Here is a 23,751-nt window from a genome sequence, read left to right on the forward strand (position 1 = left end):
AGAGGCGACAATGCGCGAAAAATTCAAACCATGCCAATACTGATGAGTTGCGTTTTGATAACTTCAGGGAATTGCTCGGCGAACGGAACGGGGCGATTCATCCCCTTCACGCAGCGGTCCCGTCACCGCATTCAGGGAGCGGATCATCTGCGCGATCGGCGCGAACTCTGCGGAACTCCGGTGAAAGGTGATGCCGGTCGGGATGCTCCAGCGGAAGCCGTCAAGCGCAACTTCCTTCAGATCGTGCCCTTCCGAGGTCGCGCTGAGGGGCACCGGCATGCAGCCGATGAACTGGTGCTCCGCGATCATCTTGAACGCGATCTGCAGCGAATGGGATTCCAGCGCCACCCGTGGCTCGGGCAGGCCGCGCGCCTCGAAATAGTTTCGGATCTGGATGTTCGCCTGCTGGCCGCTGAACAGGCAGAGCCACGGATAGTCAAGCGTATCGGCCGGCTCGACCCGGTCCTTGAGGAACAGGGGGTGCTGGCTGGAGGCGAAGATCGCGTTCTGCTGCTGGTAGAGCTCGATGGTCCTGAATTCGGCTCCGAGATTGAGCGCGCCGCCCTCGGTGCGCGGGATGCCGCCCGCATAGACACGGATGTCGCCCGATTTCAGCATCGGCAGCAATTCGCTGCCCACGCCGGTCGATACCTGCACCTTCAGATGCGGGAAACGCCGGCGAAGGTCGGCGAGCATGGTGGGAAAGTGAACGGAGGAATAGACGGGCCCGCCGCCGATGCGCATCGTCCCACCAAGCCCTTTGGACTGCGCGCCGACCTCGACGATCGCCGCGTTCCACGCGGCCTCGACCTCGCGCGCACGGATGTGCATCATTTCCCCGGCTTCCGTGAGCCGGACGCCGCGCGGAAGGCGCAGGAACAGCTCGGTCCCGAACGCCTCCTCCAGAAGCCGGATCGACTTCGTCAGCGCCGGCTGGCTGATATTCATCGCGCGCGCCGCGCCATGAAAGCTGCCGGCATCGACCACGCCGAGAAAATGCTGAAGCCGCCAGATGTCGTGCATCGTCGCTGGTTCCTCCTGTACCCTTGCGGCCGCAGGATAGACTCCCGGGAAAAGGATAACCAGAAGGTATCGCAGGAATCGGATGTAATATTGGTTCAGACGTCGATCCGGGCGCTATACGATGAGACGAGTCGGAAACGACGGAGTGAATAACAGCGGGAGAAGCGCATGCCGGAGGCAATGAAGAACGATCGTCCGAACATAATCCTGATCATGACGGACGAGCAGCGCGGCGATGCGCTCGGCATTGAGGGCCATCCCGTTCTCCAGACCCCCTATCTCGACGCGCTCGGCACCAGGGGCGCGCATTTCCGCCGCGCCTACAGCGCCTGCCCGGTCTGCGTGCCCGCCAGGCGCACGCTCCTGACCGGCGCGAAGCCCGCCTCCCACGGCGTGCTGATGAACTACGACACCTCTCTCGACCTGCCGACGCTGCCGGAGACGCTGGCGGATGCGGGTTACCAGACCCATCTCGTCGGCAAGCTGCACATGCATCCGCCGCGCCGGCGCTATGGCTTCCAGTCCTCCGACTGGGCCGATTCGCCAGCGCAACCCGATACGTCGCGCATCGGCAACGACTACCAGCGCTACCTTGTCGAGCATGGCCAATACGGTCCCGACATTTCGAAAATGGACGGCGCGCACGGCAATGGCTGGGTGGCCCGCCCGTTTGCGCTCGAGGAGCGCTACCACTATACCAACTGGGCGGTCGACAGCGCGCTGCGCTTCCTGGAACGGCGCGATCCGACCGCACCCTTCTTCCTCAACCTTTCGATTTTCGCGCCGCACGCCCCCTGCACGCCGCCGGCCTATTACTTCCAGAAATATATGGACATGGACATCCCGCCGCCGGTCGTCGGCGACTGGGCGCGGGTCTATGACGAGCCCCAGCGCGGTCTCGACGTGAATGCCTGGCGGGTGAATTTTGATCCCATTGTGCAGAAGCAGTATGCGGCCGGCTATTACGGCTGCATCGAGCATATCGACCACCAGATCGGGCGGGTGCTGGCGCGCCTGCCGCGCAACACCGTCATCCTGTTCGTCTCCGATCACGGCGAAATGCTCGGCGATCATCAATGGATCCGCAAGCGCTCGCCGCTCGAAGGTTCGGCGCGGGTACCCTTCCTGCTGAAGCTGCCGCCGTCCTTCGGTGTCAGGGAAGGCATCAAGTCGGACGCGCTGGTCGAGTTGATGGACGTGATGCCGACGCTGCTCGATGCCGCCGGCGTCCCGATTCCCGACACCGTCGACGGCCGGAGCGTGCTTCCGCTTCTGCGCGGAGACGACAGCGACTGGCGAACCCATCTCCACGGCGAATGTTCGAGGTTGGAGACCCTGAACTCGGGCATGCAGTTCATCGTCGAGAACCGCTGTAAATATGTCTATCATCCGGGCACCGGCATCGAGCACCTGTTCGACCTCGAGACCGATCCGCAGGAGTTGGTGGAACTCTCCGGCAACCCGGCCCACGAGGCGGAACTGAAGCGGCTGCGCGGCCTGCTGATCGCCGAGATCGACGGGCGACCCGAGAATTTCGTGAAGGATGGCCGGCTTGCGGTGCTCGGCGGCCCGACCCCGCCCTATCTGCCGGGCCACCAGCGCCCCGGCGATACCGGCAGCACCGAGCTTCTCAGCCGCTGAGCCACCGGGTTCATGCTGGCTCATCCTACCTGTCGTCACCCTGCAATGCAGATCGTGGCGATGCTGGCGGGTGGTGACCGGGGGCAATAACAACGCCCGCGCCACCAAGGCGCCGAAACCGCATGCCGGAAAGCTTGGTGCGGAGAAATGCACTGAGCTTGGAGCCCGAGGCCTCGGCCGTCTGCGCCAGGCACCGCGTTGGCTGCTAGAAACTCTCGAAAATCATCCCTTGCGGCACGAAATATTCGAGCAGCCGGCTGAAGGTCACATAGACAATGAGGTTGATGAAGATCGCATAGAGCAGCGCGATCACCAGGCTGCGGGCCGATAGACGGGAAGATATACGACCAGAAACAGGGAGTAGGCAAAGCTCGCGGCGTAGAAACCGACGATGAAGATCAGTCCGATATAGACGATCGTGGCAAGCGCCGCCACAATCTCCGGGCGGCTCGTCGCGAGGCTCACCGCGTCCCCGCCGCGGAACGCCACCGCGGCGACGGCGCACAGCACGATCGTGGCAATGCAGATCAACGGCACGATCGTGCCGCGCGGATCGATCCCGCCGATTTGGACGGCGAATACAGCGGCGGCGACGAGATAGACGATGACCGTCAGTATGGTGGCTCCGTCCAGCCGGTTGGTTTTCATCAGAGAGCTCCCTTGGCCAGAATTTCACCGAATTGCTCCAAAGCCGCGAACGTTGGCGAGACGCCGATCCCGGGCCTGTCGCTCACATGATAGGCTCCCAAGGCGATCGGCTCGTCCGGCCCTACCAAGCCATGCCTGCTCTCTACGGCGGCGAAGGCGAATTCCAGCGGTTCCTCGGCGGCGGATGCCACACAAACATGCGCGGAAAACGCTGTCGATATCGGGCCGGATGGATTGTGCAGCGAAAGCCGGGACCCGCGCTTGCGCGCGTAGCTCAGCAGATCGCACAACGTATCAAGCGGCCAGAGATACTTCACGTCCGGCATGAAAATGTCGGGACGTGCGGGGCCATCGAGCAGCGACTTTGCCTCCGCCGGATGGTTGAGCGTTTCACGAAGGGCGCGGTGTTGTAGGAGATCGCGATCTCCATATCCTGCAGCATTGACGGCCTCAGTTCCGCAAGGCGCTTTTCGATTGCGGCGGCCGTGCTGACGGCGTTGGCGCCGGGCCGCATCTGGATCGCGGCGGCAGCGGCCGGCTTGCCATTCCTGCTGACGCTGAAGGCCAGCGTCTGGGCGCCGAGTTCAACCCGCGCCACATCCGAAAACAGAAGCCGTCCGCCATCGGATTTGGCCCTGAGCGGGATCGCCGCAAACGCCTCCGGCGAGGTGAGCTGGCCATGGACGGTGAGTGGCGTCGAGACCTTCGTTCCCGGAACAGTCGGTTCGTCGCCCATCCGGCCGGGCGAAACCTGCGCGTTCTCGCGGGTGATCGCCTCGGTCACATCGGTCATGGTCAGGTCGTAGGCCGCAAGCTTGGCCGGATCCACCCAGACGCGCATGGCGCGTGGCGAGCCGAACTGCTGGACGCGCCCGACGCCCGGCAGGCGCTTCAGCTCTTCGCTTATATTGCGGGTCATGTAATCGCCGAGGGCGAGTTCGTCGGTCTCGCCGCTGACCGAGCGAAGCGTGAGCACCATCAGGAAGCCGGATTCGGCGGCCTCGACGCTGACGCCGCCACGCCGGACCGCCTCGGGAAGCTGCGCTTCGGCATTCTTCAGCCTGTTTTGTACATCCACCTGCGCCAGGTCCGCATTGGTTCCGTGCTTGAACGTCACCATGATATTGGCGCCGCCTGTCGAGTCGGCGGTGGATTCGTAATAGAGCACGTTCTTGACGCTCGAGAGTTCCTTCTCAATGGGCCGAACGACGCTGTCATTGACCGTATCGACGCTCGCGCCGGTATAGGTCGCGAAGATGCTGATGCTTGGCGGCGCGATCACCGGAAAGCGGGCCACAGGAAGCTTCGGAATGGCGACGAGCCCGGCGAGCGCGATGAAGATCGCGATCACCCAGGCAAAGACCGGACGGTCGATAAAGAATTGTGGCATGATCTTTGACCCTTAATGCCTATCAGCTGCTGTTGCAGCATCCTGCTGTGCGCTCACCGGGCTCACGCGCATCCCGTCCTGAACGCGATCCTGTCCGCGAATGACAATCATCTCGCCCGCTTTCAGCCCCTCGGTGACGACAACGCGTCCGCCGATGGCATTGCCGAGGACGACGTTGCGCCGCGCGGCCCGGCCACGCGGAAGAATGGTACGCCGGTTGCATCGAGATCGGCCCGTGCGGCCATATCAACGACGCAAGCGGCCTCGGCATCTGGGAACAGGGGCGGATGCTCCTGGCTGCGTTCTGCGCCGGGCTGGGCTGGCAATCCGTCTGAGATGCGGCGGTCGGAGGAACATGGCGGGAGACGGCGCATCTACGGTCTGATACTGGTTGGTTCAGGAACCGTGCTCTGGAGCCTTGCTGGCCTGTTCGTACGCGCAATTGATCTTGGGCTTTGGGATCTGATCCTGTGGCGTTCTCTCTTCGCCTGCCTCTGCCTTGTTGCCACCGCCATCGCAAGTCCGGCGGAAGCAATGCATTTCGACTGGCGCTTCTGCCTGGCCGCCTGCTTCTCTGCCGCCGCAATGTTCTGTTATGTCGCCGCCCTTACGATGACGACGGTCGCAAACGTCCTGATCATCTACGCGACACTCCCCTTCGTGACCGCCGCATTGGCCTTCGCGGTCGGCCGGGAAGCGGCCTCGACACGCCTGCTGATGGCGAGCTCGTTGTCAATGATCGGGATCGTGCTCGTTGCGGGCACATCATCGGGGATGAGCGATATCAAGGGCAATATACTGGCCCTCGCCATGACTTTGAGCTTCGGAGCGCTTCTGATCCTCACTCGACGCCGTCGAGCCCTCAACATAGTCCATGTCAATGCCGCAGGAGCAGCGTTGTGCGCGGTCGCGGCTTTTCCATTCTCATCCGGCCAGCTTCCGGGGTATGGTGCGCTTGCATTGATATTCATGCTGGCCCTTCTCACGACCGCGCTCGCATTCCTGTTGTTTCTCGCGGGTGGGCGCTACGTCGCATCATCGGAATCGGCTTTGGTAGCGCTTCTGGATGTGGTTCTCGGTCCGCTTTGGGTTTGGCTGGCCTTCGCCGAAGATCCGGGAAAATCGGCGATCGCAGGCGGTTCTATCGTAATGGCGGCAGTGGTCTGGTATTTTTGGCCGTCTCTGCGCCGGCCCCGCTCATGAAGTGATCGGTTAGGCGTCTGATCGCGGGAAGCACCTGCTCAAGACTTTCAACAAAGTGTAGCGTCAAATACTATCGGAAATCACGAAAATGTTCTGCTCCGGGACAAACGACATGACGTCCGCAACAAAATCCGGCCCTCTGGGCAAGGGTGTCCGCCTATGCTGGATATTTTTGGCGAACCGAGTTCTGAAAGTTGTCGATGAGGCTTTGGGTAAGCGGGCCAACGCTCCATTGGGCTCTGATCACTGGCCCCTTGAGTTCGACGACGGGCTGGATCTCGATCGACGTGCCGACAACGAAGACTTCATCTGCCGCACAAAACTGCTCCAGCGAGACTTTTCGCTCCTCGAGCTCCAGACCAGCCTTCTGCGCGAGAGCGAAGACATGGCGTTTGGTTATGCTGTCGAGAAAACAGTCTGCCACCGGGGACACGAGCTTGCGACCCTCGACCAGTATGATGTTCGTCGCGGTCGTTTCGGCAACATCTCCGTCGACGTCGAGCAGCAGGGCATCGTCGAAACCCTCGTCATTTGCGGCATGCCGCGCGAGCGTGCCGATCATGTAGAGGCCGGAGCATTTGGAGGCTGTCGGCGCCGTATCGGCACGCGGCCGCCTCCAGGAGGAGAGCTGAAGGCGAATACCCGTCGTGCTCCTCCCCTCGGCGGCCGGCGTCGGCCAATCCCAGGCGGCAATCGCAACGTGGATAGTGGCGTTGCGGGCGGCCACCGTCACGCTCTCGCTGCCGCGCCAGGCAATGGGACGGATATAGGCATCCTTCAATTCGTTCGCCCAGAGAACGGCTTCACATGCCTTGACGAGCTCAAGGCTCGAATAGGGAAGCGTGTACCCGACGATCTCGGCGGAACGCCGGAAGCGGGAGAAATGCGCGTGGGACAGGAATATACATCCGTCATAGGCCCGAATTCCTTCGAACACGGCCCCGCCGGCATGCAACGAATGGGTCATGACATGGAGCCGGGCTTCGTTCCAGGGAACGAGTGCTTCATCGAGCCAGATCAGGCCATCGCGATCATCGAAGGCAAGCACGTCACTCATAGCAATTTGGCCCCTTTGAAAGACACCCCATTGTCACCCAACATCCGTGCCTGGCGAGTGAGCAATCCTCAGAGAAAGCTGAGATTTCGTTGTTCGATGCCAAGTGCAGGAGGAGAACGGCGGGACCTGGCTTTGACGGGAAATACGAGAGCGAGTGCCCCATGACCGAAACACTGCGATTGTCCGCGCCACTGAACGCCCTGCGCGCTTTCGAAGTAGCCGCGCGCCACATGTCGATCAAGGATGCGGCCGAGGAAATCGGCGTGACGCCCTCCGCTGTCAGTCATCAACTCAGGATACTCGAGGATCTGCTCGGCGTAGAATTGATGCGCCGCGTCGGGCCGCGCCTGGAGCTGACGGAGACCGGACGGCAACTGTCTCCGGATCTCACCATCGGCTTTGCGCGGATCATCCAGGCCGTCGGGGCGGTGAAGCAGGAGCGCAAGCTCGGCCCCTTGCGGCTGTCCATGCTGCCAACATTCGCGGTCCATTGGCTGTCACCGCGGATGGCGTCCTATCCATTTGCGCGATCCGGTTTCGAACTTTTGATCTCGACGACCCAGACCGCCGTCGATCTCAGCGCCGGCGTCGCGGATGCCTCGGTGCGCCATGGTTCCGGGCAATGGGCTGGGGTTCTCTCCGAGCGCCTGTTCGATGAAAACGTCACGCTGCTGGGCCGCCCCGCCGACTGGCAAACGCATGACGAAATCGATATTCGCAAGGCCGTCTCGCAGACCAACCTGTTTCTGTCGCAGCACCGGCGTAAGGACTTCGAACGCTGGAACGAGACGCTACCGGGCGGCCCGACCCGACCTGCGGCAATCACAATCGTCGACTCTTCGGGTCTCGGCCTCAAGGCCGCGATTGACGGCGCAGGAATAACCTTCGCGGGCATCGAAATTGCCGCCTGCGACATAGCCGCTGAGAGGCTCTGCCCGATCATGAAGCACCAGGTTCCGGTGAACGCCGGCTATTACCTCTGCTATCCGCCGGCCCTCGAGCGCGACCGCCGCATCAGGAATGTCCGGACCTGGATGCTGGCGGAGGCCGCAAAGACAGCTCAGCCCTTGCCCAGCCCCTGACCGAACCGGACGAGCGCGGCGGAGCCGCCTTCCTCGCGACGTCCAGGCCTTGTCTCAGCGCCCGAAATACCCCGTGATACTTGCCTTATCGAGCAAATGGCTATTGATCATGAAGCCTGCCATCGCGCCCGAAGACAGGCTGTCCAGCGGCAGGCTGTCGACGTCGAGCGCGTAGACGGTGATGACGTAGCGATGCGGTTCCGCGCCGACCGGCGGACAGGGGCCGCCGTATCCGGCCATGCCGAAATCCGTCCGCGTGGCGATCGCCGTTCCCGGCCGCGCCCCTTCGGCCAGACCGGTCGCATCGGCGGGAATGTTGACCAGCACCCAGTGCCACCAGCCGCTCCCGGTCGGCGCGTCGGGATCGAACATGGTCACGGCAAAGCTCTTCGTCGCCTCCGGCGCGTCCCTCCAGTCGAGGGCTGGCGAAACGTTCTGGCCAAGACAACCCAGTCCGCGCAATGCATGACGGTCAGGAATCCTGCCGCCGTCATCAAAGGATGGACTGGTCAGCTCCATCGCAAGCGCTGATGTGGGCAGCAGGGCAGCGACGGCGAGAAGCGTCAGCGCCCGGTACGCAAGGTTTACGGCAAGTGCATGTCCCTTGTTTGGTCGCAGCTTCATTCTTCCCCCTCCCAATAGCCGATCGCGGCATTTTTCCTCACGGTCATTTCCAGGCGTCGGGCGGCTTTCTCCCCACCCGGGGCGGAGCCAGCAAAAACCGCCACCTTGCCGCTATCGGGATATTCCAGGACGTCGGGCTCATTCATCGTGCTGATCGCCAGATAGCAAAGCGGTTCGGGGCCTCCCGCCCGCAATTGATGCGCTGTTTCAACGCCGCCAGCGGGACAAACGACGACATCACCGGCGCTCACCCCATGTTCTTCCTCGCCATATCGCAGCACACCTGTCCCCGCCAGAATGACAAAGAGCTCGTCATTTGCATGGTGGCAATGAAAGGGCCAAGCCTTCTTGCCCGGGGGTATTTCAACGTAGCGAGCGCCAAGCCGCTTCGCGCCAGACGGCGCTGCGACGGCAGCCGTGCGCGCTTCATAAGCTCCACCATGCGATTGTGTCTGAAGCGGTAGTTCTCGAAGGTGAACGATTGGATGCATCGACTTTCCTTGGCTGATTTCAAGCTTTTCAGCAAAAGAACCTGCAATCGAAGATGAAAACAAATGAGTGCTTCTCACGCCATATGGAGGGATGCTCATTCGACAATCTCCATTCTGGCGAAGCAAAAACGGATATCTGAAAGCAACAATCGAGGGGCGCGAGCGTGATCAACCCCGGACATGAGACAGACATCACCAGCGTCCGGGAGGTGGCAGGCCAGGCCTTGCCTCTGCGCTTGGAAACGGACGATGGCCGGCTTCTCGGCGGGTTTCTATGGCGACACAGCGGTGTTGCGGCCGCGTGGCCGATCGTGATCATCAGCGCCGCGTCGTCTCTGCCTTCATTGCCACCGCGTTTGCACAGGAAACGCCGGAGGCCGCAAGCGCCCAGTGGCGCAGTGTCGCCGACCAGATCAGGCCGAAGGTACCCAAACTTGCAACCTTCATGGACAGCGCCGAACAGGACGTGCTCGCCTACATGACCTTTCCAAGGCAGCACTGGGCCAAGCTTCATTCGACAAACCCGATCGAGCGTCTCAACGGCGAGATCAAGCGACGCACTGAAGTCGTTGGCATCTTCCCCAACGACGACGCCATCGTCCGCCTTGTCGGCGCATTGCTGCTCGAGCAAAACGACGAATGGGCCGTCCAGAGGTCCCGCTACATGACACTGGAAACCATCGCCACGATGAGCGATGATCAGCCCATCAGCCTGCCAGCAGCAAGCTGACACTCATCCCCTCCGGGACGAGCCGTGGTCGTCTAAGCTACACCACGTCATGGGGCACGATCGTTCATTCCCACCTTAGCGCAGGATTTTTGAACAGATCCTGCTCCGCCGCCGCGGAAGAACGTCTTCGTTCTTATCGCGTGGAAAAATAAGTTGTTCCTGCCCTCGACGCTGCGGAACCTGATTGTGTGGCGTCGTGGAGGGTATTCCGGATCATCGGGATTCGTTTGAAACGGATGCCGAAACGGCATCGAACGACCGACAACCTTGTCCCGGATGTTTGATGGTCACGGCTACAATGACGCAGCCTTGCTGTCTTCCTTGCTCTTGCCGCGAAGATAAGCCGCTTCGCACTGCGCCTTGATCAGGAGGATTTCCGTTTCGTGGGTTGCGCACAGGCGATGCCAGCGTGCGGCGTCCATGTCACGCGCGCGCCATGCGCTCAGCGTCAAGGCGCAATAGCTCTCCGGCAAGCCGCATATTTCGGGTTTGATGACGCGCGCCGAAATGCGCGGCAAAAGCTGCCCCGGCTCGCCGACGTGATAGTCCACGATCAGACGGGCAAGATCCGCGTCGATCGCGAAATGACTTTCCGATCCGTCAAAAAGAGAGGTTCCGGCATGAATTTCCCGATCCCCTGTCGGTCGTGTGTTCATGCAGCCGAGCGACCATCGGCCAAGCGCGATCGGATCCGCCATGAACGAAAAGGCAAACGCAGCCGGAACCTCGATGACCGCGGTCACGCTGTGGGCATACGGGTCTGAAGGGCCGGTCATGCCCGCCTCGCAAGCTTGGCCAATCCGGCAAGAAGTCGCTCGATGCCGGCCTCGGTCGTGACAACGCCGGGCGACAGACGCATGGTCCGGCCGCGGCAATCGGTAAAGACGCCCCGATCGCGCAGCCTGTCGACGGCGTCTGTCGCATCGACGCCATCGGGCAGGCGCAGCATGATGCTGCCGCCACGTCGCCCTTCCTCACGCGGACTGACCAGTTCCATCCCGAGCGCGGGCGCAGCGTCAATGATTGCCTGTGAAAGCGCGCGATTGTGCTTGAGCAGACTTCCCGGTTCCTGCCCGGCAATCCACTTCAGGGCAGGAACCGATCCTGCACACGCAAGCACCGAAGGCGTCCCGTGATCGAAGCGACGGGCATCTCCGGCATAGGCGAAGGAATCCAGGTCCCAGGAGAAGATGTTTTCCTGGCTGAACCAGCCGCGCAGTTCCGGACGGCAGGAAGAAAGCAGCGGTTCGGCGACATGGATGATGCCCGCCCCGGGCGTGCCGCCAAGCCATTTCAGACTGGTCGAAAGGGTGAAGTCCACCGCGGGCGCATCCACGCGGTACGGCAGCAGGCCGACACCTTGCGTGATGTCGACGCCGACCAGACTTCCCATCCGGCGACCGTGTGACGCCAGTGCTTCGAGGTCGCAGCGATGCGACGCCGTCGACGTGACGAATGTCAGCAGCGCAAGCCCGACATTCTCGTCCCAGGCTGCAATCATGTCTTCGTCGCGCACCCAGCTTTCGCCAGGACGCAGCGGGACGGTTTTCAACGTGAACCCGAACCGCGGCGCCAGACCTGCAAGAAGAAAATGCAGGCTCGGAAAGCAGTCGCCCGCAACCAGCAGGCTTCGTCCATCGAGATATTTTTCGGGCAGCGCCCCGATGAGACTGTATAGCGCGGTCGTCACGTTTTCGGCCGAGGTCAGCGTTCCCGCGGGCGCTCCGATCTGCGCGGACCAGAGGTCGATGAATTCCTGGCGTCTGGACAAGGCCCGCATCCACTGGCCGTCGTCGAGCGACCCCCAGCTTTGGGAGAAATCGGCAAAGGCCGCAGCCATGGCTTCCGCCTTGCCGGGATACATGCCGATCGAATGATAAAGGAAATAGCCGGAGCCGTCGTTCATCGTGTTGTTCATGGAACTGCCTTTTGCGCTGCGGCTCAAAAGCCCAGCTGATGAGGGAGCCAGAGGCTGAGTTGCGGAAATGCTGCAACCAGTACGAGGGTGAGTAGCGAGACCAGGAGGAAGGGCATGGTCGAGCGCAGCAGGGCGCCCAGGCCACAGCCTGCCAGCCTTTCGGCGGCGAACAGGCAGACGCCGAGCGGCGGTGTGAGAAGGCCGATATTGAGGTTCAATATAGCAACCGTGCCGAAATGCAGGGGATCGATGCCCGCGTGCATCGCGGCCGCCGAAAGCAACGGTCCGAACAGGATGATGACCGTTGTCGGATCAATGCACATGCCGAGCGCCAGCAGAATGACGTTGAACGTCAGCATGGTGCCCAGATAGCCGAAGCCCCAGCCTGCGACCACCTCGCCAACCAGTCGCGGCACGTTCTCGATGCCCATCACCCAGGAGAAGGCGGCGCCGCAGCCGACGATGATCAGCAGCTGGCCGGAAAACAGCGCCGAGCGCTTGAAGACGTCCGCAAGCGCCGCAAACCTGACAGAGCGGTAGAGCACGAGCGAAACGAAGAGGGCATAGGCGCAGGCAACCCCGCCGGCCTCCGTCGGCGTCATGATGCCGCCGAGCATGCCGGCAAGAATTATCACCGGGATCATCAGCGGAATGACTGCATGGCCCGAAACTCGCGCCAGGCCTCGCGGCGATCGGTCGACCTCGACGCGCGGGAAATCGTATATCCGCGCCTGCACGGCGACAAAAAGCATCTGGGTGGCGCCGATCAGCAGGCCGGGTAGAAGGGTTGCTGCCATCAGCGCGCCAATGGACACGTCGGTCATCGAACCGTAGATGACGGCGATCAGCGATGGCGGCACCATAGGCCCGATGATCGACGACGAGGCCGTTACGGCGGCGGCATAGGCGGGCGAATAGCCCTGCCGAACCATCGCGGGAATAAAGACGCGGCCAAGCGAGGCGATATCGCCGAGCGCGACGCCCGTGATGCCGGCAAACAGGATGGAAGCGCCGATATTCACCTGCGCAAGGCCGCCGCGCATCCAGCCGAATACGGCGTTGGCGAAATCTATCAGCCGGTCGGTGATCTTTCCTTCGTTTACAAGCTCGCCGGCGAGAATGAACAGGGGCACGGCCATCAGCACGAATGTGTCCATGCCCTGATACACCCGTTCCGAGGTTATCGGCAGGTATCGCCAGTTGCCGGTCGCCGCAACCCATGCCAGTTCGGCGGCAATCATCGCCCAGGCAACGGGCAGCCCGATCAGGAGCAGCAAGAGAAAGCTCACGATTAGTATACCAAGGGAGAAAGTCATGCCGACCGCACTCCGGCCACGATCCGCAGGACGGCGAACACCGCGGCAATAAAGAAGGCGATGGGCACCACGCTATAGGGATAGGAGAGCGGTATACGCATGCCGTCGCTGGCCTGGCCGGCGGCAAAGAGCATCGAATCGTAGCCGTACCACATGAGAACCAGAAAGATGGTTAGACTGATGACGTCGAGAACGGCTTCCAGAACCCTTCGCGCCGCCTTCGAAATGACGCCCAGCCCATCCGGAACGAATTCGATGCGGATATGGGAGCCGTCGCGGACGCCGACCGCAGCGGCCAGCATCGCCATCCATATCATGGCGTAACGTGCGCTCTCTTCCGCAAACAGAGGTACGCGTCCCCAACCATATCGGCTGACAACCTGAAAGACGACAAGGCAGGTCAGAGCGAAAAGGCACAGCGCGGCGACGGCGCGCAACAATCTGTCGACGAGATCGACGACCCGCGCTGCGATTTCCATTTTATTCGGCGTCCCTGGCGGCGGCGATTGCCTGTTCGATCAATTCGGGGTTGTCGACATTTTCCTCGAACCACTCGATGGCGACTGGTTGCATGATGTCGCGGAACGCGGCCTTTCCTGTCGCGTCGATCTCGATCACATTGACACTCTGCTCCTCGGCGAAAGCAATCGCATCAGCTTCGATGTCGCGCGATTTGGCCCGGTTGAACGCAATGGCCTTTGCCGCGGCGTCAGTGATCGCTTTCTGGTCGGCCTCGTCCAGATCGGAGAAGAACGCATCATTGATGCCAAGCGGCCCGAATGCGTATGTATGACCAGTCAGCGCCAGATCCGATTGGACCTCGTAGAGCTTCACGAGATTGAAGACGGCAACCGAGTTGTCCTGGCCGTCCACAACGCCGGTCTTGAGAGACGTGTAGAGTTCGCTGAACGCCACGGGGGCGGCCGACGCGCCGAGCGCTTCCACCGGGATCGTCGCCAGCGGGCCCAGAACGCGCATCTTCAGCCCTTCCATGTCCGCGGGCGCGGTGATGGGCGTGTTTGCGCTGAAATGCTTGAATCCGCCCGATTCCCACCACCCCAGAACCCGGATGCCGGTCTTCTCCCGGATATCCTCCGCCATGGCCTGGCCGAAGGGGCCATCCAGCACGGCCCAGGCCGCCTCCTCCGTTTCGAAGAGGTAGGGCATGTTGAAGATCTGGATGTCGCTGTAGATCGTTGCGAAATTGCCGTCGGCGGCATCGGTCATCTGGATGATGCCGCGTCGCATCTGGCCGAGGCGGTCATTGGGCGCGCCCAGAGCGCCGCCATAGACCAGATCTACCGTCAGGTCGGAATTCGCCTCGACTTCGGTCTTGAAGGTTTCGTACATGCCGTTGACGAAATCGAAGCCGGGCAGGTCTTTCGGTAGAGAAAGCCCGACCTTTATCTCCTGCGATAGGGTCGGTACCGCGGAGGTTGCCAACAGGCAACCGGCCATGAGCATGGATCGGATAAGCGTTTTCATCGAGTTCCCCTGGTAAAACTTAACTCCGGCCTTGCCGGTAGCCGTTCCTTCATCTTGTCGTCAGGCGCCGACAAAGATTTCCTTGTGCACCGCCGTCCGCATGGCGTTCACGCCGGGAGCGCGACGGGTTGTAGTGCCATGCCTCTGTGCCAAAGCGGATAGCGACGACACTAGTGGATTTCGCCGGCGGAATAAGACGAGAAATAATCATCATGATAACCATCAGTTATCATGGGTGAAATCCGACGCGTCGGAGAGGCGCGTCGCCGCTGCCCGAAAGGCTGTCGCGAAAGCCGCCGCGGCCGGCGTCAGCACATGCGCGCGGCGGCGTATGAGGCAGAGTTCGGCGGCCTCGAGCTGATCCTCGATGGGAACTTCGACGACGCCCGCAAACGTTGCTATGCTTGCGACCATCTCTATGGGGATAAGGCCGACGAGGTCGCTCGCCGCGACCGTCATGATCATGGCGGTGAAGGTTTCGCATGTCACCTGGCATAAGGGGCGATCCATGCCGAGGCGACTGGCGGCGGCATGAAGCGCCTGAGCGGTGGCGCTTTCCTGGGTCGGCAGAACCCATTCAGCCCCGGCGAGATCCGTCAAACGCGTGGCGGTCGCCTTTTCATGCGAACGCCGGACAATCGGTGACAGTCTTGTGGACATCAACGGCTCGCGCAGCAGATCCTCGGGCCAGTCCTGCAGGGGAGCGGGCGCGATCGCGAAGTCGAGCGCGCCTTCCCGGATCTGCGGCAGCAAAAAAGGATAGGCGCTCGCCGCGATCCGCAGGTTCACATCGGACCAGGTCCGCCGAAAGCGCTTGAGCGCATCGGGCAGCAGCAGCGTTCCGGGCAGATGGGAAAGGGCGACTGAAACCGAGCCCTTGCGCGCGCCCTTTATCTGCTCCAGCGTGTCGACGCAGGTTTTCAGCTCGGAATCGATCAGACGGGCATGGGACAGCAGCGTCTGTCCGTATTCCGTCAGCGATGCGCCATGCACGGAACGGTCGAACAGCCGAACGTCAAGCTCGGCCTCGAGCCGTTGCAGCGCCTTGGTCACGGCCGGTTGAGTGAGACCCAGCGACCGGGCCGCCGCATGCTGGCTGCCGGTATCAACGATAGAAAGAAAAATTCTTAATGGATTCAGCTTCATCGCCATGCGCTGTCTCTATCTCGTCTTTTGGTTCGGCGTTGAGTTCAACGCGCCTAAGAAATGCGATGGCGCCGACAGCGCCGAGCCGCTTGAGGCGATGCTTGTAGATGACCTTCCGCCTCACTTGAAAGAGAAGCTTTCGGTTATCGTGCTGGACGTATCTCGGCCACAGTCGATGATCGGGGCCACCAACAAGCGGCGTCGGAAGGCTTGAATCTGAATTGTGGGCAATTCGAGAATAGCCGATCTTCTCAGACCAGTGCCACCAGAAATTCCCGCAAAACAGATGCCAGCCCCGGTGCGCCCATTAGGGGAACCACACGTTTTGCTGCCAGTTTGGAAACCGCCCGATCGAAGACCGCCAAGTTGACATGCCCATTGAGCCGTGAGGGATAGATAATCCCATCCGGCGAACGTTTGTGCTCATAGAACGCCAGCGACCAAGCGCGAGCAACGCTCTGCCGCGAGGCTTTCGCGACGTCGGAGGGCACGCCCATACGTACGGCATGATCGTCACGCAGGTCGACGAGATGAAGCTCTTCTGTCGTCTCGATATCTGCAAAACGGCGGGCGAGAATCTCAATTTCCTCAATCGGGAGGTCGCCGACTTGTCCATCGCGGCGATCGCGAAGAAGAGCTTCCAGAAAGCAAACCTTCAAGGTTCCACCGAGATAGAGGACGCCGAACCGGTTTGCAGCGATCCGGCGTCTCGGGTCGCTGAACCGGCTCGGGCTTTTTCCGAATCCGAGCGGATCCGGATAGGCATTCAGATAGATGCGCCCGAACCGCTTTCCGGCAGGAACAGTTTCAATATCGAGCTTTGCGTTCTCGAAGCCGGCGGGCGGCGCAGTTGCTGGCATTACCTGAAATCAGCGTGGGCAATACCCTTGGCAGCTTCGATAACCTCATCAGGCTTCTCACTCCGCAACGCATCGAGTCCGGTTAGCCCGTTGAGACCGCCTTGCGGTGTTACCAGAAACCTATAGACGGCCCAGGCACTGCCACCGAGGATTTGGTGGAGTTCGGGCAGCGCTTCGAACGGACGGCCCTCATCATCAAGTTGCCAGGCAGGGAAGCGGAAGCCCCTCTTGGCCCCATCGATGCCTAGAAGCTGGCCGTTTTGACGCCGTGAGTTGACCGTCACTCTGGAGACACCCAACAGATCCGCAAACGCCTCTGCGGTGAGCATATCGTCTGCGGCAACGATTTCGGAGACACGCTTTTTCCCGCGAGCTCTGGCTTCCCTCAAAGCTGCCTTGAGGTCCACGTCCGGCTCCTCGAGTTGTTCGACGGGAAACCCATCCGCGGCCGCGCTTGGCTGATCCTCGACAACTGTGATAGTTTGCGCTCCAGCTTCTGGATCGACATCGACCCGAAAGCTGACCCGGTGCCCAACCTTCTTGCTGCGACGGACTGCATCGCCGTATTGCTCGATAAGCGCTTTCTTGAACGCCGCAATTCCAGCGAGCTTTGTAGAAAACGCAATGTTAGGTGACCCGCCGTGGCTGGGCTTTCGACCGCTCTTCTCAAGAGCTTTAGCGGTAGACATGATCTCGGTACTCCTTCACCGCAATATGGGCTATTTTCGTTATTTCGTCAAGTTCGCAAATCTCGTAAAGCCTCGTGAGGCGATTGACCTGTAGCACGACTGCATTTGCCCTGACACGGTTCCCCTGCTGGCATCCCTGTAAATCGGTATTGAGGTTCGACGCCGATCGGCACGATGAGCCCTCGAAATATTTAAAGCGTATGGGGTGGCGGTGCCCCGCCGAATGACAGTCTTGAGAATGGCGAGGACGAAACATGGCTGCCCAGCCAGACTGTTGGCGCATTCTTGCGGCTTGATGGTGGTGACGAGGCTGCCGTTGGCGCGCCGTGTATTCTCGACTGTTCGCTTTTGACTCATCCGCATCCAGTGTTTGATTTTGGCGAACGCCTATTCGATCGGATTCCCGAAGGGAAATGGGCGCCATCGCGGGCCCGATAGCGCGGATCAGACGCCCTGTGATTGTCATTGATTTCATCATCGCAACCGAGTTTCATTCTACCGCCAAATGGGCCAGATCGGTCTGGCCGTGCGATCGTTCTCCTCGTTATGTCGATACAAACGGGTGTGCAACAGATCATGCCGAGCAAGTATCCCAACCACTGCACCTTCGGCTATGGTTCTGGCGCAGGACGCTTCCACCTTGACCGAAGGCGCTCCAGTCTCTCTTGCCACTATGACTTGGTCTCGGCGAGTTCTGCCAGTTGCGCCACCACGGTGCCCCAGCCATCGTGAAACCCGAGTTCTTCATGTTTCTCACGATCGGCACGACTTTTATGCAGCGCTTGCGCGCGGTAATGCGTGCCGTCTGGATGATCGGAAAGGGTGATGATCGCCGGCACAAAGCCGTTTGCGGCAGGTCGCCAGCCTCCGGTCGGCGCGTTTGTGTAGATGATGCGTCTCCCGGCCAGCACATCGAGAAAGCAGGCCGAGAGGTGCGGCACGAACGGCCCGTCATTCTCGCTCATTTCAGTGACGAACGCTCCGCCGAGTCGAACGTCCAGACTTCAGCGCACTCATCTCAGATCACCTTCGAATTGATTTCTTCTATGGCAGCGTCGGCGTCCGGCTTGTCGAGCCATCCCAGATGCCAGCCTGCTTCGGTCTCCATGTAGGAGACGCCCTTGCCCTTCAGCGTGCGGGAGATGATGCAGACCGGACCCTCGCGCGTTTCATCGGCGCGGACGCGGCGCAGGAGTTCCGTCAGGGCGGCAATGTCGTGACCGTCGACAGTGTGGACTTCCCAGCCGAAGGAGCGCCACTTCTCGTCCAGCGGCTCGATGTTCATCACGTCATCGACCTTACCGTCGAGCTGATAGCCATTGCGGTCCACAATCGCGATCAGGTCCTTCACCTTGTACTGGGCAGCGCAAAGCGCTGCTTCCCAGACCTGGCCTTCCTGCATTTCGCCATCGCCCATCATGCAGAACACCTTGTAGTTCTCACCGGTCCAGCGCTGTGCAAGCGCGATGCCGAGACCATTTGAAAGCGCGTGGCCGATGGAGCCAGAGGAGAAGTCCACGCCCGGAACCTTGCGCATGTCCGGATGATCGCCGAGCGGACTGCCGAGACGGGTGTAGCTGTCGAGCCATTCGGCAGGGAAGAAACCGAGATCGGCGAAGATCGGGAACATGCCGACGGCTGCATGGCCCTTGCCGATCGTGAACCGGTCGCGCCCGGCCCAGTCCGGCTCGCCCCGGCGAATGTTCATGACATCGTAGTAGAGCGCCGCGAAGGCTTCGGCCGCCGAGAAGACGGAGCTGTAGTGCCCGGTCTTGGCGATATCGATCAGACGCGTCAGTCAGAGCCCTGGATGTTGGCTCAGGCCTGATACCGTTAAGCCCGCCGCCTCGACAGCAGCTCGGATCGAGCGTCCGAGATCGACAGCCTTGGGCGTATCGCTATGGACCAGGATGGAATGCACCTTTGTGTGGATGGTGTTGCCGCTGATCGTGTCGATCGTGCCTTCAACGATTGCCTGGGTCACGCGTCGCGCAATTGCCTTGGGGTCCGCGATGACGGCGCCATCGACATTGCGGGCCACAAGCCGGCCCGCATCGTCATAGGCGCGGTCGGCTCTAACGTGATCCATTCAGTCGTACTGGTCTTCGTCTTCCATCATCACAGGTGATGCCGTCCTTGGTGAGGACGCTCTTGATAGAACCGACCTGCATGGACCAGTCGGCGGCAAGCGCCCAGTCCATCTCGCGGCGCTACACAAGGCGACGGGCCTGGGGAAAGTTGCCGCAGGCGCCGGAATGTCCGAGATGAAGATGCGAATGGAGTACAAACTGGATGTCGTCAGACTTCACGGAAAGTGCGCCGGGGCCCTCCGCAACGCGCATCCACTCCTTCCCCGAAAATCAAACGCCCCCTGGCATCGACGCGACAATAGGTCGTGACCGGGCCAACTTCGAAGTACGCCTGGCCAGCCGCGAGGATCCGCTGTGCGATGAATGGCGCGGAACTGAATACGGGTACCAGCGAGCGCCTCGGTCCCGGCACCAGGGAGGCAACTTCGATCATTGGCGACTTTGTCAGCCGTGTCGAGAATGCGGTCACGGGGACCAGAGACGGGGTTTTCCATGCGCAATTCCTAGTCGATCCATTGGGGTTGGACGCTTCCTTCGCTGCGCAGAAGCATCGGCCGCAGATTGTCTTGCGATCAACTGTCAGACTGCGATTTCTCGGGTGATTGCAGGTATTCGGTCTTCAGCGCAACTTTTCTCCGCTCCTCCTCGCGCCACGTTAACCACTGCGCCCTCAGTTTGCTGCGCGACACACCGATGGCCTCGTCAAGCACCTCCACGCGCGCCATACGCTCCGTTCGAAAATGCCGGAAGGCCTGCCGGCGCTCGCACCAGGCGATCAGAAGGCTGTGCCGATCGGCATAGCCGAGAAGGACGGGCCAGACGATCCGGGTGGTGGTCACCCCATCGGCCGAACGATATTCGATCTTCAGCTTATGCCCGTCCCGGATCGCAGCCCTGAGCGGCCGCGTGTCTTGAGAGCCTGCAAATTCATCAACGTCCGCCCTGATGCCGACGGCAGGCTGGGCGATATAGGGAAGAAACGTCTCGGGCACCACTGATGTGATCTTTGCCAACACATCGTCAGCCGCAGTGTCCAGCGCTGCGTCGCCGAGTTTTTTGACCATCTGAAGCCCGAGCATCACGGCCTCGATCTCGTCGGGTGTCAGCATAAGCGGCGGCATGTCATAGCCGGCGTCGAGAACGTAGCCGAGGCCGGCTTCGCCATCGATCGGCACGCGCTGCCCAATCAGATGCGCGACATCACGATAGACGGTGCGTTTGGAGACTTCGAGCTCTTCAGCAATGGCGGAGGCGGTGACGGGTCGCGTCGAGCGCCGAAGAATCTGGATGATCTGAAAAAGTCGTTCCGCTTTTCGCATGCCTGGTGACTCCTGCTGCCACAAGGGTGTCAGCATGGCTATGTCAGAAATCAAGGGCAGCAACAACGCCTTCAAGACAATCGTTTCAAAAGGAACAGATCATGAAATTCGCATCCACCCGCCTCATTGCCTCCGACATCGCCGCAATGGTCGCCTTCTACGAATTGGTAACGGGCTATCAGGGCGACTGGCTCGCCCCGGTCTTCGCCGAGATTGTCACCCCCGGGGCAACCCTCGCAATCGGCAGCGCGGCGACCGTCGCCCTGTTCAAGGAAGGCAGCACGGAGCCGAGTGCCAACCGCACAGCCATTCTCGAATTCATGGTCGCCGATGTGGACGCCGAGTTCGAACGTCTGAAAGACCTCGTTGAAATCATTCATGAGCCCAAGGACATGCCGTGGGGCAACCGCTCCATGCAGATGGCCGATCCCGACGGCACCCGCGTAGCGCTCTACACGCCCGTGACGGATGCCGCGAAGGCGCGGTTTGCCGGGCGATGAGAGGAAACGGAATGGGACCGGGCATAGGCTGTCGGGTTTCGGCGATCAAGACCCGGAAAACGGTCGCCATCGCGACTGTTTAGTCGCATCGGCGTCCGGACCCAACCGGTCATTGTCGCAAAAGGCGGCTCAAGCGATCTGACGTTCGATCGCGGTTTTATCGATCGCGGAGAACACAACGGCTATCTTGCCGCCCTTCACCTCGTAGAACACGTTTTCTGCGAAGGAAATGCGCCGGCCATTGATCTTCAAGCCAAGGAAATCGCCCTTTGGTGAGCAATCAAACATCAACCTCGCCGCAATAAGGGGTGGGTCGCATGCCAGACGATCTATGACAAAATGCAGGTCTGGTATGTCCTCGAAGTCTTTGACCAGCATCGAGCGGTAGCCTGACAGCCCAAACGACCGACCATTGTGTTTGACATCCTCGGAAACGTACCGCCCCAGTTCATCCCAATCTTGTCGATTCAGGCAACCTATGTAGGCGTGATAGAATTCTTGCAGCGTCATGTTGAAGATACCATTCGTTCAATCCCTTCCGTCGTATGGACCAAGACGTGAGGGGTTCACTTTGCTATTCGCTCGCACCATGCGTCGAAAGGTTCGCCACGGTAAGAGTAATCTCCTCGCGTTTTGCTGCAGACGCAAGGTTCGGTGTTGACGCGCAAAAGCTGCCACTTTGAGCAGTTGAGGAGCACACAAGCAGCGCCGCCAGCGCGCCAAAGATGTCCTACGGTAAGCGGCCACGAAGCCGCCGTCGAACTGGGGCCGTCTGTGGGGCATCGAGCGAGCAGCGCGCATTCGGATAAGCGACCTGCCGTGGGCGCTGCCGCACTTGGGACGACCGGTTGGGCAAACAGAGCCGCTTCCATTTCAGCCCTGGAGGGTTCACACCTAGGGGCGGTCCGCGAACGGTTTTCCGAATTCGGCCTCGAACTCCTGCTCATCCCAGAAGCCGATGAGGATGCCGGGCGGCTCCCTGCCCGTCATCGCCTCAATGCGATCGGGAGACAGGGTGATGCGGTTATGGTGCTGCCGTGACCAGGCGAACAGGGCCTGCGACATGGTCGCCCGCTGCAAGACGTGCTCTTCCTGTTGGCTTCCGCCCAGATCGTTCAGCTCCAGCGGGTCCGCCTCAAGGTCGAACAGCATCGGCCGGAAGCCTTCGGCATGCACGTACTTCCAGCGCTGATCGCGTATCATGATCAGCCGCGCATCTTCCTGCGGGTTGCCGATGATCTTTCGCGCCTCGCGGGTCGCATAGTCATACTCCGAGATCGCGTAGCGGCGCCATGTCTGCGTCGGTCCCGTCTTGTGGAGCAGCGGATCGAGCGGCCGCCCCTCCATGATGTGCGGCTTGTCCTTGCCGCCGAAGAACCGGAGGAAAGTGGGCGCGAGATCGATCGATTCCACAAGCTCCTCGCAGACCGTGCCGCGCGTGGCGTCGGCCTCACGGCGCGGATCATAGACGATGAGAGGCACGCGCACGGACTGGTCGTGAAACAGGTCCTTCTCGCCCATCCAGTGATCGCCGAGATAATCGCCATGGTCGGAGGTGAACACGATCATCGTATTGTCCATCAGGCCGCGTTCTTCCATCCAGGAAAACAGAATGCCCATCTGGTCGTCGATCTGCTTGATCAGCCCCATATAGGCCGGGATCACCCGCTCGCGCACCTCGTCGCGCGCGAATGTCCTGCAGATGCGCGATTCGAGATAGGCCCGAAACACCGGATGGTCCGTCTCCTTCTCGGCGTCGGACCGAATCGGCGGGACGACGTGCTCCTTGCCATACATGTCATGGTAGGGCGCGGGCACGATATAGGGCCAGTGCGGCTTGATGAAGGACAGGTGGCAGAGCCAAGGTTGGTCTCCGGCCTGCGCCATGAAATCCATCGCGCGCCGGGTCATATAGGGCGTTTCCGAAAGCTCTTCCGGAATGTCCGCCGGCAGGTTGGAGTATTTCAGCAGCCAGCCCGAAAGCCGCTCGCCATCCTCTCCAAGCGCCGCGTTGGCGTGCTCTTCCCAGGGGTTGTCGCTGTCGATGCCCGCTTCGCGCAACGCATCCTGATAGGCAACATCCGGGTCGTAGGGACCGTAAGGGTGCATGCCGTCGTCGCGTTCGAACGGTTCGAAGCCGCATTCGGAAATATGGATGCCGATCGTGGATTGCGGGTCTATGCCGAGCCACTCCATGCCCTGTTCGTCGGCGACCATGTGGGTCTTGCCGACGATTGCCGGGCGCACGCCGATCTCGCGCAGATGATCGCCCAGGGTCGGTTCGCCCACGCGCAGCGGAAAGCCGTTCCATGTCGAGCCATGCGAACGGCAGTAGCGTCCGGTATAGCTCGACATGCGCGACGGCCCGCAGAACGGTGACTGCACATAGGCCTTGTTGAACCGGACGCCCCGCGCGGCAAGCCGATCGAGGTTCGGCGTCTTCAGGTGCGGGTGTCCGTAACAGGAGAGGTAGTCCCAGCGAAGCTGGTCTGCCATGATCCAGAGGACGTTTCGGGGTTTTGTCATGATGGACTCGCTT

At 61.1% G+C, this 23,751-nt stretch carries 26 protein-coding genes and 2 pseudogenes; 6 read left to right on the forward strand and 22 right to left on the reverse strand.

The genetic code is table 11. From position 1 onward, the window contains the following. Positions 1-63 precede the first annotated feature (63 nt). Positions 64-1,023 (reverse strand): LysR family transcriptional regulator, encoded by a 960-nt coding sequence (locus tag V6767_RS01945; RefSeq protein ID WP_448471874.1) that lies wholly within the window; start codon positions 1,021-1,023, stop codon positions 64-66. 168 nt (positions 1,024-1,191) lie between these two features. Between V6767_RS01945 and V6767_RS01950 the strand changes: the two genes are divergently transcribed. Next, on the forward strand, positions 1,192-2,664 hold the full coding sequence (locus V6767_RS01950) for an arylsulfatase (RefSeq protein WP_448471875.1): 1,473 nt from the start codon (positions 1,192-1,194) through the stop codon (positions 2,662-2,664). Between the two features lie 309 nt (positions 2,665-2,973). Here the strand turns inward: V6767_RS01950 and V6767_RS01955 are convergent, their stop codons facing one another. Genes V6767_RS01955 through V6767_RS01965 form a run of 3 tightly spaced genes read right to left on the reverse strand, consistent with a single transcriptional unit; the run spans position 2,974 to position 4,702 of the window. After that, on the reverse strand, positions 2,974-3,312 hold the full coding sequence (locus tag V6767_RS01955; protein ID WP_448471876.1) for a hypothetical protein: 339 nt from the start codon (positions 3,310-3,312) through the stop codon (positions 2,974-2,976). Further along, entirely contained in the window at positions 3,312-3,671 is a 360-nt protein-coding gene (locus tag V6767_RS01960; protein WP_448472113.1) for an enolase C-terminal domain-like protein, read from the reverse strand. Before V6767_RS01960 ends, V6767_RS01955 begins: the two co-directional genes overlap by 1 nt. Beyond that, entirely contained in the window at positions 3,626-4,702 is a 1,077-nt protein-coding gene (locus V6767_RS01965) for an efflux RND transporter permease subunit (RefSeq protein ID WP_448471877.1), read from the reverse strand. The genes V6767_RS01960 and V6767_RS01965 overlap by 46 nt, the downstream gene beginning before the upstream one ends. 227 nt (positions 4,703-4,929) lie before the next feature. On the opposite strand from V6767_RS01965, the gene V6767_RS01970 reads away from it, so the two are divergent. Beyond that, a complete protein-coding gene (locus tag V6767_RS01970) occupies positions 4,930-5,037 on the forward strand; it encodes a hypothetical protein (RefSeq protein ID WP_448472114.1) in 108 nt (35 codons plus the stop codon). Between the two features lies 1 nt (position 5,038). After that, positions 5,039-5,905 (forward strand): DMT family transporter, encoded by an 867-nt coding sequence (locus V6767_RS01975; protein ID WP_448471878.1) that lies wholly within the window; start codon positions 5,039-5,041, stop codon positions 5,903-5,905. Between the two features lie 157 nt (positions 5,906-6,062). On the opposite strand, the gene ilvE is transcribed toward V6767_RS01975, so the two are convergent. Then, on the reverse strand, positions 6,063-6,953 hold the full coding sequence (gene ilvE / locus V6767_RS01980; RefSeq protein ID WP_448471879.1) for a branched-chain-amino-acid transaminase: 891 nt from the start codon (positions 6,951-6,953) through the stop codon (positions 6,063-6,065). Between the two features lie 170 nt (positions 6,954-7,123). Between ilvE and V6767_RS01985 the strand changes: the two genes are divergently transcribed. Further along, positions 7,124-8,044, forward strand: coding sequence for a LysR family transcriptional regulator (locus V6767_RS01985; protein WP_448471880.1), 921 nt, complete (start codon positions 7,124-7,126; stop codon positions 8,042-8,044). A gap of 54 nt (positions 8,045-8,098) precedes the next feature. On the opposite strand, the gene V6767_RS01990 is transcribed toward V6767_RS01985, so the two are convergent. Next, a complete protein-coding gene (locus tag V6767_RS01990; protein WP_448472115.1) occupies positions 8,099-8,563 on the reverse strand; it encodes a YbhB/YbcL family Raf kinase inhibitor-like protein in 465 nt (154 codons plus the stop codon). A 101-nt stretch (positions 8,564-8,664) separates the two neighbouring features. Next, positions 8,665-9,258 carry a cupin domain-containing protein gene (locus V6767_RS01995; RefSeq protein WP_448471881.1) on the reverse strand — a complete coding sequence of 198 codons (594 nt, stop codon included), beginning with the start codon at positions 9,256-9,258 and terminating at the stop codon, positions 8,665-8,667. Positions 9,259-9,478: 220 nt separating this feature from the next. Between V6767_RS01995 and V6767_RS02000 the strand changes: the two are divergent. Next, positions 9,479-9,889: pseudogene (locus V6767_RS02000) on the forward strand (transposase); the annotation flags it as partial. Between the two features lie 293 nt (positions 9,890-10,182). On the opposite strand, the gene V6767_RS02005 reads toward V6767_RS02000, so the two are convergent. The 13 genes and pseudogenes from V6767_RS02005 to V6767_RS02065 all read right to left on the reverse strand — a co-directional run bounded on the left by V6767_RS02005 (position 10,183) and on the right by V6767_RS02065 (position 20,712). Then, positions 10,183-10,665: a hypothetical protein gene (locus V6767_RS02005; RefSeq protein WP_448471882.1), complete on the reverse strand. Its 483-nt coding sequence runs from the start codon at positions 10,663-10,665 to the stop codon at positions 10,183-10,185. Then, positions 10,662-11,807 carry an aminotransferase class V-fold PLP-dependent enzyme gene (locus V6767_RS02010; RefSeq protein ID WP_448471883.1) on the reverse strand — a complete coding sequence of 382 codons (1,146 nt, stop codon included), beginning with the start codon at positions 11,805-11,807 and terminating at the stop codon, positions 10,662-10,664. The genes V6767_RS02005 and V6767_RS02010 overlap by 4 nt, the downstream gene beginning before the upstream one ends. A 23-nt stretch (positions 11,808-11,830) precedes the next feature. Next, on the reverse strand, positions 11,831-13,123 hold the full coding sequence (locus V6767_RS02015) for a TRAP transporter large permease (RefSeq protein ID WP_448471884.1): 1,293 nt from the start codon (positions 13,121-13,123) through the stop codon (positions 11,831-11,833). Continuing rightward, positions 13,120-13,602: a TRAP transporter small permease gene (locus tag V6767_RS02020; protein WP_448471885.1), complete on the reverse strand. Its 483-nt coding sequence runs from the start codon at positions 13,600-13,602 to the stop codon at positions 13,120-13,122. The genes V6767_RS02015 and V6767_RS02020 overlap by 4 nt, the downstream gene beginning before the upstream one ends. A 1-nt stretch (position 13,603) precedes the next feature. Then, complete coding sequence (locus tag V6767_RS02025) at positions 13,604-14,608, reverse strand: TRAP transporter substrate-binding protein (RefSeq protein WP_448471886.1); 1,005 nt, start codon at positions 14,606-14,608, stop codon at positions 13,604-13,606. A 222-nt stretch (positions 14,609-14,830) separates the two neighbouring features. Beyond that, complete coding sequence (locus tag V6767_RS02030) at positions 14,831-15,760, reverse strand: LysR substrate-binding domain-containing protein (RefSeq protein WP_448471887.1); 930 nt, start codon at positions 15,758-15,760, stop codon at positions 14,831-14,833. A gap of 245 nt (positions 15,761-16,005) precedes the next feature. Further along, entirely contained in the window at positions 16,006-16,614 is a 609-nt protein-coding gene (locus V6767_RS02035) for an RES family NAD+ phosphorylase (RefSeq protein WP_448471888.1), read from the reverse strand. Next, positions 16,614-17,303: an XRE family transcriptional regulator gene (locus tag V6767_RS02040; protein ID WP_448471889.1), complete on the reverse strand. Its 690-nt coding sequence runs from the start codon at positions 17,301-17,303 to the stop codon at positions 16,614-16,616. The genes V6767_RS02035 and V6767_RS02040 overlap by 1 nt, the downstream gene beginning before the upstream one ends. 273 nt (positions 17,304-17,576) lie before the next feature. After that, positions 17,577-17,690 (reverse strand): annotated as a pseudogene (locus V6767_RS02045) (IS630 family transposase); the annotation flags it as partial. A 284-nt stretch (positions 17,691-17,974) separates the two neighbouring features. After that, complete coding sequence (locus V6767_RS02050) at positions 17,975-18,304, reverse strand: SRPBCC domain-containing protein (RefSeq protein ID WP_448472116.1); 330 nt, start codon at positions 18,302-18,304, stop codon at positions 17,975-17,977. A gap of 17 nt (positions 18,305-18,321) precedes the next feature. Continuing rightward, the gene (locus V6767_RS02055; protein ID WP_448472117.1) at positions 18,322-19,101 is read right to left on the reverse strand and encodes a transketolase; all 780 of its coding nucleotides are present in this window, start codon (positions 19,099-19,101) and stop codon (positions 18,322-18,324) included. Then, a complete protein-coding gene (locus V6767_RS02060) occupies positions 19,102-19,392 on the reverse strand; it encodes a LamB/YcsF family protein (protein WP_448471890.1) in 291 nt (96 codons plus the stop codon). It lies immediately after the preceding gene. Between the two features lie 573 nt (positions 19,393-19,965). Continuing rightward, positions 19,966-20,712, reverse strand: a complete 747-nt coding sequence (locus V6767_RS02065; RefSeq protein ID WP_448471891.1) for a helix-turn-helix transcriptional regulator — start codon at positions 20,710-20,712, stop codon at positions 19,966-19,968. A gap of 101 nt (positions 20,713-20,813) precedes the next feature. On the opposite strand from V6767_RS02065, the gene V6767_RS02070 reads away from it, so the two are divergent. Beyond that, a complete protein-coding gene (locus V6767_RS02070) occupies positions 20,814-21,212 on the forward strand; it encodes a VOC family protein (RefSeq protein WP_448471892.1) in 399 nt (132 codons plus the stop codon). A 129-nt stretch (positions 21,213-21,341) separates the two neighbouring features. On the opposite strand, the gene V6767_RS02075 is transcribed toward V6767_RS02070, so the two are convergent. Then, the gene (locus V6767_RS02075; RefSeq protein ID WP_448471893.1) at positions 21,342-21,722 is read right to left on the reverse strand and encodes an ester cyclase; all 381 of its coding nucleotides are present in this window, start codon (positions 21,720-21,722) and stop codon (positions 21,342-21,344) included. Between the two features lie 384 nt (positions 21,723-22,106). Then, a complete protein-coding gene (locus V6767_RS02080; RefSeq protein ID WP_448471894.1) occupies positions 22,107-23,738 on the reverse strand; it encodes an alkaline phosphatase family protein in 1,632 nt (543 codons plus the stop codon). Positions 23,739-23,751: the final 13 nt, after the last annotated feature.

The organism is Martelella sp. FLE1502, from assembly GCF_053484255.1.

Bases quoted from the DNA above. Each gene is read 5' to 3' on its own strand.
- V6767_RS01945 (WP_448471874.1), bottom strand. From the start codon at position 1,023: ATGCACGACATCTGGCGGCTTCAGCATTTTCTCGGCGTGGTCGATGCC.
- V6767_RS01950 (WP_448471875.1), top strand. From the start codon at position 1,192: ATGCCGGAGGCAATGAAGAACGATCGTCCGAACATAATCCTGATCATG.
- V6767_RS01955 (WP_448471876.1), bottom strand. From the start codon at position 3,312: ATGAAAACCAACCGGCTGGACGGAGCCACCATACTGACGGTCATCGTC.
- V6767_RS01965 (WP_448471877.1), bottom strand. From the start codon at position 4,702: ATGCCACAATTCTTTATCGACCGTCCGGTCTTTGCCTGGGTGATCGCG.
- V6767_RS01975 (WP_448471878.1), top strand. From the start codon at position 5,039: ATGCGGCGGTCGGAGGAACATGGCGGGAGACGGCGCATCTACGGTCTG.
- V6767_RS01985 (WP_448471880.1), top strand. From the start codon at position 7,124: ATGACCGAAACACTGCGATTGTCCGCGCCACTGAACGCCCTGCGCGCT.
- V6767_RS01990 (WP_448472115.1), bottom strand. From the start codon at position 8,563: ATGGAGCTGACCAGTCCATCCTTTGATGACGGCGGCAGGATTCCTGAC.
- V6767_RS01995 (WP_448471881.1), bottom strand. From the start codon at position 9,258: ATGAGCATCCCTCCATATGGCGTGAGAAGCACTCATTTGTTTTCATCT.
- V6767_RS02005 (WP_448471882.1), bottom strand. From the start codon at position 10,665: ATGACCGGCCCTTCAGACCCGTATGCCCACAGCGTGACCGCGGTCATC.
- V6767_RS02010 (WP_448471883.1), bottom strand. From the start codon at position 11,807: ATGAACAACACGATGAACGACGGCTCCGGCTATTTCCTTTATCATTCG.
- V6767_RS02015 (WP_448471884.1), bottom strand. From the start codon at position 13,123: ATGACTTTCTCCCTTGGTATACTAATCGTGAGCTTTCTCTTGCTGCTC.
- V6767_RS02020 (WP_448471885.1), bottom strand. From the start codon at position 13,602: ATGGAAATCGCAGCGCGGGTCGTCGATCTCGTCGACAGATTGTTGCGC.
- V6767_RS02025 (WP_448471886.1), bottom strand. From the start codon at position 14,608: ATGAAAACGCTTATCCGATCCATGCTCATGGCCGGTTGCCTGTTGGCA.
- V6767_RS02030 (WP_448471887.1), bottom strand. From the start codon at position 15,760: ATGGCGATGAAGCTGAATCCATTAAGAATTTTTCTTTCTATCGTTGAT.
- V6767_RS02035 (WP_448471888.1), bottom strand. From the start codon at position 16,614: ATGCCAGCAACTGCGCCGCCCGCCGGCTTCGAGAACGCAAAGCTCGAT.
- V6767_RS02040 (WP_448471889.1), bottom strand. From the start codon at position 17,303: ATGTCTACCGCTAAAGCTCTTGAGAAGAGCGGTCGAAAGCCCAGCCAC.
- V6767_RS02060 (WP_448471890.1), bottom strand. From the start codon at position 19,392: ATGGATCACGTTAGAGCCGACCGCGCCTATGACGATGCGGGCCGGCTT.
- V6767_RS02065 (WP_448471891.1), bottom strand. From the start codon at position 20,712: ATGCGAAAAGCGGAACGACTTTTTCAGATCATCCAGATTCTTCGGCGC.
- V6767_RS02070 (WP_448471892.1), top strand. From the start codon at position 20,814: ATGAAATTCGCATCCACCCGCCTCATTGCCTCCGACATCGCCGCAATG.
- V6767_RS02075 (WP_448471893.1), bottom strand. From the start codon at position 21,722: ATGACGCTGCAAGAATTCTATCACGCCTACATAGGTTGCCTGAATCGA.
- V6767_RS02080 (WP_448471894.1), bottom strand. From the start codon at position 23,738: ATGACAAAACCCCGAAACGTCCTCTGGATCATGGCAGACCAGCTTCGC.